At 68.3% G+C, this 14,880-nt stretch carries 14 protein-coding genes; 6 read left to right on the forward strand and 8 right to left on the reverse strand.

What is annotated here, in order from left to right; all coding sequences use genetic code 11:
* Positions 1-489 precede the first annotated feature (489 nt).
* A complete protein-coding gene (locus tag OG828_RS30885) occupies positions 490-2,403 on the reverse strand; it encodes a hypothetical protein (protein WP_328502968.1) in 1,914 nt (637 codons plus the stop codon).
* A gap of 361 nt (positions 2,404-2,764) precedes the next feature.
* On the opposite strand from OG828_RS30885, the gene OG828_RS30890 reads away from it, so the two are divergent.
* Positions 2,765-3,556, forward strand: coding sequence for an IS5 family transposase (locus tag OG828_RS30890; RefSeq protein ID WP_328502969.1), 792 nt, complete (start codon positions 2,765-2,767; stop codon positions 3,554-3,556).
* Here the strand turns inward: OG828_RS30890 and OG828_RS30895 are convergent.
* From OG828_RS30895 to OG828_RS30910, 4 genes are all read right to left on the reverse strand, one after another.
* A complete protein-coding gene (locus OG828_RS30895; RefSeq protein WP_328502970.1) occupies positions 3,513-4,049 on the reverse strand; it encodes a hypothetical protein in 537 nt (178 codons plus the stop codon). The genes OG828_RS30890 and OG828_RS30895 overlap by 44 nt on opposite strands.
* A 111-nt stretch (positions 4,050-4,160) precedes the next feature.
* On the reverse strand, positions 4,161-5,168 hold the full coding sequence (locus OG828_RS30900; RefSeq protein ID WP_328502971.1) for an SEC-C domain-containing protein: 1,008 nt from the start codon (positions 5,166-5,168) through the stop codon (positions 4,161-4,163).
* 251 nt (positions 5,169-5,419) lie between these two features.
* Positions 5,420-6,442 (reverse strand): hypothetical protein, encoded by a 1,023-nt coding sequence (locus tag OG828_RS30905; protein WP_328502972.1) that lies wholly within the window; start codon positions 6,440-6,442, stop codon positions 5,420-5,422.
* Positions 6,443-6,787: 345 nt separating this feature from the next.
* A complete protein-coding gene (locus OG828_RS30910) occupies positions 6,788-8,260 on the reverse strand; it encodes a beta-1,6-galactanase (protein ID WP_328502973.1) in 1,473 nt (490 codons plus the stop codon).
* Positions 8,261-8,490: 230 nt separating this feature from the next.
* On the opposite strand from OG828_RS30910, the gene OG828_RS30915 reads away from it, so the two are divergent.
* Complete coding sequence (locus tag OG828_RS30915) at positions 8,491-9,270, forward strand: class E sortase (RefSeq protein WP_328504967.1); 780 nt, start codon at positions 8,491-8,493, stop codon at positions 9,268-9,270.
* 105 nt (positions 9,271-9,375) lie between these two features.
* Positions 9,376-9,789, forward strand: a complete 414-nt coding sequence (locus tag OG828_RS30920) for a cupin domain-containing protein (RefSeq protein WP_328502974.1) — start codon at positions 9,376-9,378, stop codon at positions 9,787-9,789.
* A 30-nt stretch (positions 9,790-9,819) separates the two neighbouring features.
* Here the strand turns inward: OG828_RS30920 and OG828_RS30925 are convergent, their stop codons facing one another.
* Both OG828_RS30925 and OG828_RS30930 read right to left on the reverse strand, forming a co-directional pair.
* Entirely contained in the window at positions 9,820-10,674 is an 855-nt protein-coding gene (locus OG828_RS30925; protein WP_328502975.1) for an alpha/beta fold hydrolase, read from the reverse strand.
* 91 nt (positions 10,675-10,765) lie between these two features.
* The gene (locus OG828_RS30930) at positions 10,766-12,163 is read right to left on the reverse strand and encodes an MFS transporter (protein ID WP_328502976.1); all 1,398 of its coding nucleotides are present in this window, start codon (positions 12,161-12,163) and stop codon (positions 10,766-10,768) included.
* A 69-nt stretch (positions 12,164-12,232) separates the two neighbouring features.
* On the opposite strand from OG828_RS30930, the gene OG828_RS30935 reads away from it, so the two are divergent.
* From OG828_RS30935 to OG828_RS30945, 3 genes are all read left to right on the forward strand, one after another.
* Positions 12,233-12,760 carry a winged helix-turn-helix transcriptional regulator gene (locus OG828_RS30935; protein WP_328502977.1) on the forward strand — a complete coding sequence of 176 codons (528 nt, stop codon included), beginning with the start codon at positions 12,233-12,235 and terminating at the stop codon, positions 12,758-12,760.
* 68 nt (positions 12,761-12,828) lie between these two features.
* Entirely contained in the window at positions 12,829-13,140 is a 312-nt protein-coding gene (locus OG828_RS30940) for a DUF6412 domain-containing protein (RefSeq protein ID WP_328504968.1), read from the forward strand.
* Between the two features lie 123 nt (positions 13,141-13,263).
* Complete coding sequence (locus tag OG828_RS30945) at positions 13,264-13,983, forward strand: YidC/Oxa1 family membrane protein insertase (RefSeq protein ID WP_328502978.1); 720 nt, start codon at positions 13,264-13,266, stop codon at positions 13,981-13,983.
* 13 nt (positions 13,984-13,996) lie between these two features.
* Here OG828_RS30945 and OG828_RS30950 read toward each other — a convergent pair whose 3' ends face one another.
* Positions 13,997-14,782 (reverse strand): SAM-dependent methyltransferase, encoded by a 786-nt coding sequence (locus OG828_RS30950; RefSeq protein WP_328502979.1) that lies wholly within the window; start codon positions 14,780-14,782, stop codon positions 13,997-13,999.
* Positions 14,783-14,880: the final 98 nt, after the last annotated feature.

The following is a 14,880-nucleotide window of genomic DNA, read 5'->3' on the forward strand; positions in this document are numbered from 1 at the left end:
CTCAAATCCTACTGCGCGACAAGTTGAAATTATCCATATTTGCGCATAAAGGTCGGTTTCTGTAGAGACATTCAGACTGCTCGCCGCGGTCTTCACGCCACTCACCACGGCCGAGCATCGCCACCGGCCGGTCAATGATGGATGGCCCGTCACCGTCATGCGCAACGCAGACCGGGCAGACCGTGCGGGACACCAGCCATGTGATCACGGTGGAGCGCAAAGTTCCGGTCTTTCCAACCCGGCGTCGTCCGGGAACAACAGGCCCTCGGACAGCAGCGGCAGCCCCTGCCACTTCTCCGGCACCTCCACCGGCATACAGTGCTCAGCCCTTTCGCCCTCCCGTCCCGACAGCAGCGCCACCTCACCCCGGACAGTGGAACCCGGCGCCCACCCGAACGCGACGGCCGGGCCACCGGCCTGTCCACCACCCGCCCTGGAAGGCGAAAGGGGCCACCGACTCCGCCCACAGACCCTCACGCAAGATCGAGGTTAAGTTCCAGAGTCGGCGAAGAGCCCAGGGATTGGCGACGCACCTGGCAAGCGGTCATGCACGTTCGCCAGTTTCTGAAGCAGGTAGCGACCAACTGACGGCACCCTTTCTCGCTTAGGCTTTGCAAGCTGTTCCGTCAAGCGATAAATGAGCGATTCAACATCATTCACTCGCACGCATTGACCATCTCCACTTAAGGCCTTTGTTTGCCGGATGGCAACTAGCACCAGCGCAAGACGGCGCACCAGGACGTCGGCTTTCCCGCTCTCTTCAAATGAGGAGCACATAACTAGTGTGTTTTGAATCGCCCTGCGGAGCACCACACCAAATGCAACGTCATGGTGCCCCCTCGCGACCCTCACCGAGTACTCCGCTGGCATGAAGACGAAGGCAGGCATTACCGAGAAGAGAGGACGCGCTTCCTCCCAGACAGCGAACGCAGCATCCAGCGCCGGGCGGCTTACCACGATCGGAACTGATTCAGAGCCCCGAGTACTCACAGCGACTTCTTTCAGATTCTCCAGAAAACGGGAAGTCCACATTGCCGCCTGAAGACCAGGATAGAAGGAGTCCGGCCCCCAGTGATCCAACACCACTTCGAGGCGACCGCGCTCATGGCGCCAATCGTGGACCGAGAGCCCATTACTCCCGAAGGCGTTGAGAGCATCCCTCTCACGCAGCGCACGAACGCCCTGCGGCGGATCATTCCCGTCAAGGAAGAGCACCAGTTCTGGTATCTCGGCCCGAAGCGCCATCAATGCGCAGTCGAACCCCACCATGAATGCATACGCCCGCTCGATCCCATCAGCAAGATCCTCTACTGCAATCGTGTCCTCGCCGACACAAATCAGCTCGCGGTCTTCATCCCATTCGAAGTCTTCGTGAGCGGCCCCGTTTCTGGCAGCTGGCAGGATCGCCCATGCCGCGTCCTGAAGGACTCGGTGCCCATCAGCAACTAGCTGGTCGCGCAAGGAGGCAATCTCGGGCAGCCTTCCAGATCGCCCTCGCAGCTCAAGGACCGTCCACGCACAAGGTCGGAGCTGGCCCTCAACCACCCTGCGATAGACATCGAGCACGCAGAAGGCACGCTGCTGAGCACTTGCTGCATTCCTGAGGTTCTGCTGGGCTTGAACTATCCCCTGATGGTTAGCCGCGCTTCGGTCGGTCCGCGCCCTCAGACGCCTAATTGGCTCCGCGAAAATCGGGTCTGAAGAAAATCTGCTCCTTACGGTCCTGGAAACAAAGAACGCCGAGCGCAGCACCAACAGAGGCCTTCCGCTTTGCGTATAGGCCCAAGCGAGATCGACTGCACCTTCGAGTGTCAGTGGCCTCTTCGCTAGCTCAGAAAGCACAGAAGATAGGCGTTTATAGAGCACGTCATAGCGCCCACGGTAGTTCGCCAGAAGGCGCGACGGCAGGAAGATCCCTCGTTGATCACAGATCTCATCGCGCGTCACGCCAAAGATCTGACTGCACGTTTCACTCGGCAAACTCGGCGTAGCGCTTGTGATCGAGTCCACCTTGGCCCGCAGCTCATCCGCATGCCGCAGGCCATCAGGAAATCCACAAGCAGCATCATCAAGAACTTGGATCGCAAAAGCATGCAAGCACTCCCGCAAGTGCAGTACTTCCTGCGAGAGTCCCGATTTGAGCACGGCCAAATACCACAGGTTTTCTTCTCGCGCCTTTACATCATGCACCAAATCGAGCGCGCGTTGCCGAACCCCCTTGGCGTTCCCCTCCGCAACAACGGTCGCCAGCGCATCCATTGGGCCACTAAGAAGCCACTCTTCTTCACAGAGTCCTGCATCCCACAGAGACTGCTCCCAGTCGTCCTGGGCCACGGGAACACTGGCCCGCGGCGGGTCAGTGAGCTGACCGAGTTCGTTTCTCGCTGCCTGCAGGATGCTCACCAAGGCTACTGTCGGGAGAGACATGGCTTCATGGTCTCGAACCTTGCTGTTCTGGGCCATCGGTTTGTTGTCATGCCAGGCTGAAAGTATAAGAAGCTGTTGTCTTTTCGATCTTGAGCGGTGTTCGTCGAACGGGAGTCTCGATCGGGTGATCGCGGCCGGTGCCGGGCATGGGAGCAGGGCCTCTTGGTAGCTCGGTGGGTGTCTACGCCAACTCGTGCGCCAAGAGGCCCTGTTGTTGCAGTTGTATGCCACCGCGGAGGCGGAGTCCACTTCGGCCACTCTCGTGTGTGACTGTCTGGCTCACCGGTTCGGAAACGCCGCCGACACCCCGATGCGCGAGCGCCGGTATCCGTCGGACATGACGCAGGAGGAGTGGGTTGTTGTCCGGCCGCTGCTGCCGGTGCCGGGCTGGATGCGCGGCCGTGGTGGTCGTCCGGAGGCGTACTGCCACCGCGCGATGCTCGATGCGATCCGGTATCTCGTGGACAACGGCATCAAGTGGCGGGCGATGCCCGCCGACTTCCCGCCGTGGGACCGGGTCTACGCATTCTTCCGCCGCTGGCGCGAGAACGAGCTGGTCAAGGAGTTCCACGACCGGCTGCGCGGCCGGGTGCGCGAGAAACTGGGCCGGGACACGGAGCCGACGGCCGGCGTGATCGACTCGCAGTCCGTCAAGGCGGACGCCGTCGTCGGCGCCGACAGCCGCGGCTTCGACGGCGGCAAGCTGGTCAAGGGCCGCAAGCGGCACGTCGTGGTCGACACCCTCGGTCTGCTGCTGGGCGTGATGGTCACGAGCGCGGACGTCGGCGACCGCACCGCCGCCCAGGACCTGCTCGCGCGGGTCGCCGACGCCCACCACCGCCTGGCCCTCGTCTGGGCCGACGGCGGCTACACCGGCAGTCTCGTCGAGTACTGCCTCACCTTCCTCGCGCTGGTGCTGGCGATCGTCAAGCGCAGCGACGACAAGAAGGGGTTCGTGGTGCTGCCCAAGCGGTCGATCGTCGAGCGTTTCTTCGCCCACTTGATGCGCACGCGCCGCCTGGTGCGCGACTTCGAGCGGCGCACCACCAGTGCCGAGGCGATGGCCTACTGGTCGATGATCCTGCTCATGACCCGCCGCCTGGCCCGCTCACGCCGCGGGCGAGCGTGAAGCGGCCCGGCGCAGGCTCGGCCAGCCAGCCGCGCGCGACCAGGCGTTTCGCCTTCGACCGCAGCGCCTCCACCCGCGCCGGCACCACGTCCATGCCGAACCCTGCGGCCATCTCCTGGCAGGTCAGCGGCCCCTGCCCGAGCCGGGCCCGGTCCGCGAGCGCCTTGAGGATGCGCTGGTAGTCCACCGACAGCGCCGACCAGGCCAGCCCCTCGTGCCACACCGGCACCTGCGACTTCGGCTTCGCCGCCTCCCGGGGCGTCGAGGGCGCGTCCGCATTCCGCGGATCGTCGGCGACCTCCGTTTCGGCGCTGGTGCCGCTGTCCGGGGCCAGCACCGTGTCGACCCGCCTGCGGGCGATCACCCACTCCTGCCATTCCTCCTCGGCAGCGGCGAGTTCGGCCTGAACGCGGTCGGCCTCCTCCCGCAGTTCGTCGACTCGACGGCGAGCGGCGAGTTCGTGCTGTTCCAGCAGCCCGACCACCGACGGCATTCGCGACCTCCAGGGAAACGACGACCCGACGGGCCACCACTCCCACAGAAGCACCGCTCCTATCCCCGACCAGCGGAAACTCGGCGATCACGCCCGGAAGGACGACAGCTTCTAAGACCCGTGGCAGTCCCCGTACGTCTGACCTGAGCCGCACCAGCAGACTCCACCCTGCGGTGGCCACTCCACTGCGCGGCCCCGGGCTGCGAGGGTGGTTGCGTACTGGGGGAGGAGCGTTGGGTCTGCGGGGGAGGCGCCTTCCGATGCCGCGAAGGCCTCGTACGACGGGACTGTTCCCGTGACGATTCCCAGGTTCGGGGTGCCTGAGGAGGCGAGTTCTCGGAGGGAGGCCTCTATCGTCGCCAGGTGCTCCTCGTGGGAGGGGTACTCCGTGGCAAGGGTGGGGTAGGCGGCGGTCAGTTCTGTCAGTTCGGTCGCCGGCCAGTGGAGTACGGCCACCGGGAAGGGGCGGGACAGGGCCGCCCTGTAGGTGCCGAGTTCCGCCTGCAACCTTGAGATTTCCGCGCGCAGTTCTGCGGGGTTGTCCGAGCCGAGGGACCACAGGCGCTTGGGGTCGTGGAGTTCGTCCAGGGACACCGGGGAGGTGTGGACGGTGTCCGCGAGGGCGTCCCACTCGTCGTGGCCGGCGCCCAGCATGCGGCGTACGCGGTGGCGGCCGAAGAGGAGGGGGTGGGTGGCGTACGGGGGCTCCGGTACGTCCGTGAGGAGGAGCCGTACGCCCTCTGTGAACGTCTCCTGCGCCTGCTCCAGCTCGTCGTGTGACTCCAGGGCCTCCGCGACGATGACCCAGGGGGCCGGGTCGCGGGGGGATGCCGTGCGGACTCCCTCGATGATGGCCCTGGCTTCGGCCTCGTGGCCGTATTCCCAGAGGTTCGATGCCTTGAGTGCTCGTACCAGGTGCGGGTTTTCCAGCCCGGCGGACGAGGACAGCAGGCGGTCGTAGAGCGTCGTCGCGGCGGGGCGGTCGCCGGACAGTTCCAGATGGGCCGCGGCCTGCAGGAGCAGGGCTTCGGCGTCCTCGGGGTACAGGCCGGCGGTCCGCTCGAGGCGGGCCGCTTCGGCGGCGTGGTCGACGTTTTCGGCAGGCGTGTCGGGGCGCATGGGGGACACCGTAGCGCCGGTGGGTGACGAAGGTGAGGTATGGGCAGGCCAGGGCCGGGCCCGGGGGTGCGGGCCCGGCACTGCGGGTGGTCAGTGACATCGGCTGCGGGTGCGCTCTGGCCGGGTGCTGGGAGTTGGGGGGTGGGGGTTGGGGGGTGGGGGCTTGGTGCTGGTGGCTGAGGGCTGGCGCCAGTGGCCTGTGGCCGGGTGGGCAGGTGCAGGCCTGGTTGTCACTGGCGTCGCGGCAGGGGTCAGCCGTGCTCCTCCCCGTGGCCCGACTTCGCGTGGTGCGGGTGTTCCGGCTTCGTGGGGTGGGAGGGCTTGGTGGGGTGCGTCGGGTGGGACGGCTTGGTCGGGTGTTCCGGGTACGCCGGCTTCGTGGGGTGCTCCGGGTACGCGGGCTTGGTCGGGTGTTCCGGGTGGGCCGGTTTGGCGGGGTGGGCCGGGTAGGCCGGCTTCGTGGGGTGTTCCGGCTTGGAGGGGTGGGCCGGGTAGGCGGGCTTGGAGGGGTGCTCCGGGTACGCGGGCTTCGTGGGGTGCTCCGGATGGGCCGGCTTGGTGGGGTGCTCTGGGTAAGCGGGCTTGGTCGGGTGTGCCGGGTAGGCCGGCTTCGCCGGGTGCTCCGGATGGGCGGGCTTTGCGGGGTAGGCGGGCTTGGTCGGGTGCTCTGGGTAAGCGGGCTTTGCCGGGTGAGCTGGGTATGCGGGCTTGGCCGGGTGCTCGGGGTAAGCGGGCTTTGCTGGGTGGTCGGGCTTGCTGGGGTGGGCCGGGTACGCCGGTTTCGCCGGGAGCTCCGGCTTGGTGGGCTTGGAGGGGTGGGCCGGGTAGGCAGGTTTTGCGGGGTGTTCCGGATGGGCCGGCTTCGCGGGGTGAGCCGGGTATGCGGGCTTCGTGGGGTGATCGGGCTTGGCCGGGTAGGCGGGCTTGGCGGGGTGGACCGGTTTCGCTGGGTGGACAGGCTTCGCCGGGTACGCGGGCTTGGCGGGGTGGTCGGGCTTCGTCGGGTATGCGGGCTTGGCCGGGTACGCGGGCTTGGCGGGATACGCGGGCTTAGTCGGGTGGTCGGGCTTCGCCGGATGGTCCGGCTTGGCCGGGTGGACAGGTTTGGCTGGGTGAACAGGCTTGGCTGGGTACGCGGGCTTCGCCGGATGCGGCGGGTGCGGCGTCCCGGTTTCGGCGTTGGCTGGTGCCGCGGTTGTCAGGGTGGCTGCGGCTAGTGCGGCGGCCGTGGCGGCTGAGGCCAGGACAGATCGCCAGCGTGGCGATGTCGTCATGTGATCCACTCTCCTCGACTTGGTTCAGGGCCTTGTGACGGCTGGTCAGCACCAAGGGCTGGATAGTGGAATTCATAGGAAAACGGGTTATATGACTAACGCGGTGGCAGGTATAAGCCACCGGACGGTGTACCTCGCGCCGCCAGTTGGCCCGAGTCGTGTGGGGCGCCACGCGGTGGCAGGGGGGCGGCGATCAGCCTTCAGTGATCAGCGGGAGCGGAGCACGCTCGCCGGCTCTGCAGCCGCTTGACCTTCCATTGCCGGGCGCGGTCCTCCCGCACCGCCGACAACACGCCGGTGACCTGGGACAAGCCGCACCCCACCGCCACCCCCACCCCCGCGTCGCTACAAGGTCACCCCATCCACCTGCAACGTCTGCACCGCACCCCCCGCGAACGGCACGCTCACCGATTTGCCGTTCAGTCGGGTGTCCGAGTAGGCGCGGTAGCGGTCGCTGCCCGCGGTGGCTGTGTTCCAGCGGGGGACCAGGCCGCCGGAGCCGCCCGTGACCGTGGAGAAGCGGGAGAGGTCGAAGGTGAGGGTCTGGGCGGCCGATGACGTGTTCACGGCCACGATCACGAGGCGGCGGGCGGACGCGTCGTATGCCGCTGCCGCGTAGCTCACGCCGGTGTCGATGATCGTCATGCCGGGGCGGATGTGGCGGCTGAACTGGGCCATGACGTAGTACTTCGTCTGGATGGTGGTCGGCTGGAGGGTGTTCGCGTCGTACGCGATCATGGCCCAGCCGGTGCTCGGGTCCATGACCTGCCAGTAGCACCAGGCTGTGGGGTGCAGCCAGCGGAAGTCGTAGCAGAGGTTCGAGGCCATGGTCAGGCCGGTTCCGTCGCCGTCGCCCGTTTCCGAGTTCCAGAGCTTCTTGCGGGACGTCGTCACCACGTCCGTGTAGAGGAGGTCCCTGCGGCCGCCCGAGCCCTGGTAGCCGTGGACGTTGACCTGGCTCACCAAGGCCCTGGTCGAGGAGTTGAAGGAGGACCAGGTCGAGCGGGCCGTGTCGATGTTGGTCTCGTCGGAGGCGGAGATCCTGATGCCCGTCAGGCCGCGTGCGTCGAGTTCGCTGCGCATGTGCGGGAGTACGGCCGCCTGGACCGCCGGGTCCATGTGGCAGCCCTCCTGGGTGCCGGTGTCCGTCCACCAGGTGGAGGCGGGCTCGTTGAAGGGGTCGACCGTCGCGAAGTTCACGCCCCAGTTGTTGCGGGCGTACAGGGCTGTGGCCGCCAGGTGCGAGGCGTGCTGGCGGTAGTTCCAGGTCTGGAGGTTGTTGGCGCCGCCCGCCGCTCCCGACGGGTTGTGGTTCTTGCACATCCACCACATGGGGGAGTTGGCGAACAGCTCGCTCACCGCGCCCCGTTGTGTCGCCTTCACCAGCATCGCGCGCTGGTTGGCGTCCGCCGTCCAGTCCCAGGCGGAGGACGTGGGGTTCTCGTTGTTCCAGTCCTGCCAGAAGCCCTCGATCTGCTTGAAGGCGGGGATGTTGGGTGACTTCACCATCGACTCGCCGCCGACGCTGTTCCAGCTGCACGCGCCGAGGTTGTAGCGGGCGATGTTGAGCCCCAGGCCGGGGAGTGAAGTGCCGTTGTAGGTCACCGACTTGGTGGTGAAGAAGAGGTCGGCGAAGTCGTCGCGGGCGCCGAAGACGTTGGCCCACCAGGCGAGCGAGGTGCCCCAGCCTTCCCAAGTGCCGTAGCTGGTACCGGGGTTGACGGCGATGGTGGCGTCCGCGTGGGCGGTGCCGGTCGCCAGGGCGCTGCCGACGAGTGCGCCGCCTGTCGCCGCCAGCAGAGTTCTGCGTCGGATCATGACTTCTCCGCTTCGCTCAACGGCCGGTCGTCGTCGAACCGGCGTCGTGGCTTGTCCCGTGCATGCCGACAGGAAGCATCGGGTGTGGCGTGTGGGGTTGTCGATAGTTTCGACAGCCCTTTCTCGAACCCGTGGAGAAAGTGTTCGGGGTACCGGACGCGCATACGTCTGGAGACCTCGCGCCCCGGCCCTTATCGTGCGGGCGGCCCCGGCGAAGGAGGTCACGGATGATGCGGGTTCTCGTCGTGCAGCACAGCAGCCGGCGGCGGCGTGTGCTGCTGCGGCGCGGAGTGTGGGCGGGCGGCGAGGTCCTCGTCACCGTGGGCGTCGTACTCCTGCTGCTCGTCGTTCATCAACTGTGGTGGACCAACCGGCAGGCCAAGGTCGGCGCCGAGCGGAAGGTGGAGGCGCTGGAGCGGGAGTGGGGGGTGCCGGAGGGCGGTGGCGCTCCGGACGATTCCGGTACATCCGGTACGTCGTCAGCCGCGCCCGACGAGACCGACGTGCCCCCGCGGCAGCCCGCAGCGCGACGTGCCACGTCCGCCGGCCCCGACTGGTCCCAGGCCTACGCCATCCTCACCATCCCCCGCCTCCACCTCCGCGTCCCCGTCGCCGAGGGCACCAGCAAGCAGAACGTCCTCAACAAGGGGTACGTCGGCCACTACTCCGGCACCCAACAGCCGGGCCGGGCCGGGAACTTCGCGCTCGCCGGGCACCGCAATACCCACGGCGAGCCCTTCCGGTACGTCAATCGGCTCGACCGGGGGGACGAGGTTCAGGTGGAGACGGAGGACGCGGTCTATACGTATGCCGTCGACCGGATCCTTGCGCAGACCTCCGCGCGGGACACCGGTGTCATCCGCGCCGTGCCGAGCAGTACGGTTCGGCACGGCTACGGGTACTCCGAGCCCGGGTACTACCTCACCCTCACTACCTGCACTCCCGAGTACACGTCCAAGTACCGGCTGGTGGTGTGGGGGAAGCTGCTGTCGATGCGGCCACGCCACTGAGGTTTTCGGTCGCCAAGGTTGCCAAGTGCAGGTCCGGGTGGGGCTGTCACAAACGGGGGCGCTGATCTGTCTTCCGTGTGGACAGCCCCTGTTTGGAGGACATGCATGAGCGCTGAGCACGCACACCTGCCCCCGGGCGTCGAGGTGATCACCACCCTGTCGGAGGCGGCGGCCCTGATTCCGGCCGGTGCCGAGGCCAGGACCATCCGGGTCACCCTGTCGCCCGGCGACCCTGGCGCACCGCCGCACCGGCACCCCGGGCCGCTCTTCGGCTACGTGACCCAGGGCGAGATCCTCTTCGAGCTGGAGGGACAGCCGCCCCGGGTGCTCAAGGCCGGTGACGCGCTGTTCGAGCCCGGGGGCGACGTGATCCACTACCAGGGCGCCAACAACCTCTCGGACGCACAGTCGCAGCTGGTGGTGACCATGTTCGCGCCCCCCGGCACCCCGATTCTGACCTTGGTCGGCGCGGAGGAACTGGCCGAGCGACGACATCTGCGGGTTGCCCAGCCGTCATGACCACCGGAGGTTCGAGGAAGCTCTGCGCGATCACCGTGGCTCCGCGTGGTCCTGGAGATAGGGGAGCAGCGCCGCTGTGAGTTCCGCGGGGGCGTCTTCCTGTACCAGGTGGCCCGCGCCAGCGATGGGCTCTAGACGTGCGTCCGGGATGAGGGCGGTGAGTTCCTGGCCCCTTGCCGGGGGGATCCAGGTGTCGTCCTGGCCCCAGCAGATCAGGGTGGGGATGTCGATCTCGGCGTAGCGGGCCTGGACCTCGTCGGTGTGGAGCTGGTCGGCCTGGGCGATCTGGCGGTAGAAGGCGGCCTGGCCGGGGTCGCCGAGCCAGGGGTGGACGAGGCGGTCGAGGGTGGCCGGGTGGAGGCCGGGGCTGCTGGCCGAGTTGACGTACTCGCGTACCAGGGCTCGGTGCAGCGCGGGCGGCAACTGTTCGAAGACCTCGGCGTGTTCGCCCAGCAGTCGAAAGGACGGGGAACCCCAAGGTGCCAGCGCGACCGGGTCGACCAGGGCGAGCGCACGGTAGCGGGCGCCGTGCAGCAGGTGGGCCCGCAGGGAGACGGCGCCGCCGAAGTCATGGGCTACCACCAGGGGTTCCGTCGTAGGCTCCGTCAGGCCCCAGTGCGCCAGGAGTTCGGTGAAGACCCGGCCCTGGGCGGCCAGGGAGACGTCCTGGCCGGTGAACATCTCCGATTGCCCGTAACCGGGCATGTCCCATACGAACACCTGGTGCCGGCGGGCGAGTACGCGGGCGACGGCACGCCAGACGTAGGAGGAGAAGGGGGTGCCGTGGAGGAGGACGACCGGGTCCTGGCCGGGTGGTCCGAGGCTGTCCCAGCGGACCTCCCCGGAGCTGCTGCGGAAGGTCTGGGGCAACTGCCATTCAGTCAACGGGGCTCGTCCTCTCGGTAGGCGTGGATCCAGACATCCGTTCCCCTGGACCGACGCCCTACGCACGTCCGCACCTTCCCAACCGCCTCCCTCACGTCCTCTCCCGAAGCACCCCCACCCCCACCGCCGCGACCACCGCGAGCCCCGCCGACACGACCATCGCGACATCCGCGCCGCGCGCCAGGCTTCCCGACGACGTCGCCAGCGCGATGGTCAGCGCGACGCCCGCGCACGAGCCGATATAGCGGAACGTCTGCTGCGCCCCCGACCCCATCGCCGCCCGCTCGGCCGGTACGGACTCCACCGAGAGCAGCGGCAGCGCGGCGTTGAGCAGACCGCTGCCGACGCCCGCGATCACCAGGCCGGGCAACAGCCGTGCCCACGAGCCGGAGTCCAGCGCGCCCAGCATCGCCATGGCGCCGCCCGCGTGGAGCAGGAAACCGAGGGCCAGTTGGAGGCGCGGCGGTACACGGCCCGCCAGTCGCTTCGCCTGGAGGGCCACTCCGAACGACAGCCCGGACCACAGCAGGAACAGCCACGCCGTGTCCATCGCGGACAGGCCCAGCGTCTGCTGGAGCAGCGCCGGCAGGAAGCTGAACAGACCGATCACCGCGAGCCCGGTGAACAGGCCGCCGACGGAGGAGCCGAGGAAGCGGGGGCGGCGCAGCAGGCCCAGGTCGATCATCGGCGTCCCCGCGCGCCGCTCCACCAGCACGAAGATCCCCACCAGTACGGCGGACGCGGCCAGCAGCAACCCCACGGGCGCCCGCAGCCAGCCGTCCCGCCCCAGCGTCAGCGCCGCCACCAGCGCGACCAGTGCCAGCCCGAAGGTCACCGCCCCGCCGAAGTCGGGCCGTCCGCCTCTCGGGGCACGGGACTCCGCCAGCGTACGGATGCCTACCGCGGCCACGATCACAGCCGCGACGCCCAACACCCCGTATGCCATCCGCCAGTTGGGCATCGCCCCGACCACCAGCGGTCCCAGCGCGATGCCGCCGCTCACGAACGCGCCCCACACGCCGGTCGCGTGCAGCCTGCCGCGTGGGGTCGGGAAGGCGTGCACGAGCAGGCCCAGGCTGCTGGCGAGGAGGGCGGCGCTGGCCCCGCCCTGGGCGATGCGGGCCAGCGTGAACAGCACGGTCGTACTCGTCAGAGCGCCCAGCGCCGTGGTGATGCCCAGGGCGAGCGTGCCCACGAGGAAGATCCGGCGGCGGCCGTAGTCGTCGGCGAGGCTGCCGGCGACCAGCAGCAGGGCGGCGAGGCCGAGCGGGGTGCCGTTCAGCAGCCAGGCCTGGGCGGAGAGCGGGGTGTGCAGGGCGGCGGCGGTCTCGGGGAGCGTGACCATCGGCGCGGTGTACGTCATCAGGGCCACGGCGGTGGCGGCGCTGGTTACGGCGAGGGTGGCCGTGGGGCGGGGCGCGGACTCGGGACGGGGAGCGGCCGGGGCGGCGGGCCGGATCGTCGGAGTTCGTTCACTGAACCTGGGCATGCTCCGGACCGTAGCATTAAAGGTTCAGTCAATGAACCAACAGCCGGAAAACTGGTTACAGTGGACGCCATGGCATTGGGCAAGGACTACGTGACACAGGAGTGCTCGATCGCCCGGGCGCTGGAGATCGTCGGCGAGCGCTGGACCCTGCTCGTGGTGCGCGACGCCCTCTACGGCGTACGGCGCTACAACGACTTCCTCGTCCACCTCGGCATCCCGCGCGCCGTCCTCGCCGCCCGCCTCCAGGCGCTCACCGCCGAGGGGATCCTCGCCAAGCGCCGGTACCAGCAGTCGCCGCCGCGCGACGAGTACGTCCCGACCGACCGCGGCATCGCGCTGTGGCCCACGCTGCGCTCGCTCGGGCTGTGGGGCCGGGAGCACTTCGGAGACGCCCAGCTGCGCATCTTCCGGCACACGGAATGCGGTACCGAACTCGGCCCGTACGGCGAATGTCGCGGGTGCGGAACCGTCGTAGCCCTCCCGGACGTAGAAATGTTGCCGGGACCCGGACTCGATCCGGACCCGGCGGATCCGGTCAGCCGGGCGCTGCTCAAGCCCAAGAGGCTGCTGCAGCCGCTCGAGACGGATCCTGTATAACGAACGAGACCAGTAAGTACTACGGGTTGAGTAGTGCGCGCACGTGAGCGAGAGGGGGAGCCGCAGTGATCAGTAGCAATCGGACCGGCCTGCGTCCCGCCCTCGTACTGCTGCTTCTGCTCGTCCAGGTCGCGCTGCTCGACACGGGCAGCCTCTCCGCCACCGTCGCCCTCGCGGCGACCGCTGCCGCCGGGTCCGCGTTCGCCGCGTGCTCGCTCCTCGTCGCGCGCTGCGCACCCGCCGTGCCGCCCACCCGGGTGCGTACGGCCATCCGCGACCGTGACCTTCGTACGGCGTTCCTGCCGCAACGCGATCCCGACGCCAGGGGGCGCACTCGGCCCCGAGCACCCGGACGGGCCCTCTCGACGGCCGCCGCGTAGGGCACGCACGCACCCCTTTTATTTCCAGTTCTTTCCAGTTCCTTCCAGTACGTGCCCCTGCGCGGGTCGTCATGCCGCCATCCCACTGATCCGGCACGACGAGACCCCACGGAGGGCTCACCCATGTCCGTTTTCGCCAACCTGGTCGAGCAACTGGCGCAGCTGCTCGAACCGCTCTTCCACGCCTCGGCGGCCGCCGCCGCGATCGTCCTGTTCACCGCGTTCGTACGGCTGCTGGTGCATCCGCTGTCCCGGGCCGCGGCGCGTGGGCAGAAGGCGCGTACGGAGTTGCAGCCGAAGATCGCCGAGCTGCGGAAGAAGCACGGGAAGAACCCCGAGCGGCTCCAGCGGGCCGTGCTGGACCTGCATGCCGAGGAGAAGGTGTCACCGCTGGCCGGGTGCATGCCCGGGCTGTTCCAGTTGCCCGCGTTCTTTCTGCTCTACCACCTGTTCTCCAACCCGACGATCGGCGGCGAGGCGAACGCACTGCTCAGCCATGAGCTGCTGGCCGCGCCCCTCGGTCATCGCTGGGTGGACGCCCTCGCGGACGGTGGGGTGTTCGGGGCGGCCGGGCTGGTGTACGTCGGGCTGTACGCGCTGGTCGCCGCCGTCGCCGTGTTCAACTACCGGCGGACGAAGCGCATGATGGCCGCCAATGCGGCTCCCGTGCCGATGGCAGCCGACGGTGAGCAGGTTCCCGGGATGGGGGCGATGAGGAAGGTCATGCCGTTCATGTCCTTCTTCACGCTGATCACGGTGGCGGTGGTGCCGCTGGCCGCCGCGCTGTATGTGGTGACCAGTACGACGTGGAGTGCGGTGGAGCGGGCGGCGCTGTACCGCTGAGCAGCAGCCGGTGTCAGCCGGTGGTTTTGCGGGCCACGCCGCCGTAGAAACCGATCTCGGCGGCGCGGGCCGGTGGCGGGGTGTCCGGGCGCCAGAACGGGACCTGGGTCACGCCGGGCTCGATCAGCTCGAAGCCGTCGAAGAGCCGCTCGACCTCGGCGCGGGTGCGCAGGTTCATGGTGGCGGTGGCGTTGTTGTAGACGGCCTGGGCGTCGCGGCGGTCCGCGAGGTCGCCGGTCGCGTGCGAGAGCACCAGATAGCTGCCGGCCGGGAGCGCGTCGCGCAGGGTGGCGACGATCTGCGCGGGCTTCTCCGCGTCGGTGATGAAGTGGAGGATGGCGACGAGGAGCAGCGCGACCGGCTCGTCGAAGTCGATGACCTGGCGCACATCGGGGTGCTCGATGATCGCCTGCGGGTCGCGCAGGTCGCCGAGCGCGATGCTGGTCGCGCCGGACTGGCTGAGCAGCGCGTCGGCGTGCGCCTTCACGATCGGGTCGTTGTCGATGTAGGCCACGCGTACGTCGGACGCCGCCTCGTGGGCGATCTCGTGCACGTTCGGCGAGGTGGGCAGCCCGGTGCCGATGTCGAGGATCTGACGGACGCCGGTGCCGACGACATACCGGACGGCACGCTGCAGGAACGCGCGGTTGGCCTGCACGCTCATCCGCACCTCGGGCGCCTTGGCGGCGAGGGCGTCACCGGCGGCCTGGTCCACGTCGTAGTTGTCCTTGCCGCCCAGCAGATAGTCGTAGATCCGCGCGGGATGCGGCCGGCTGGTGTCGATCTCCTCGGCGCTCATGGCCATAGCTTTACATATCAACTTCGGCGCTCAGGAGCGTAGTTGGATTTCTGGCGGATGCACTCCGGTCCAGTCCGTGAACCGGGTCTTGCGGAGTG

It is taken from the genome of Streptomyces sp. NBC_00457 (assembly GCF_036014015.1).
Classification (GTDB): domain Bacteria; phylum Actinomycetota; class Actinomycetes; order Streptomycetales; family Streptomycetaceae; genus Streptomyces.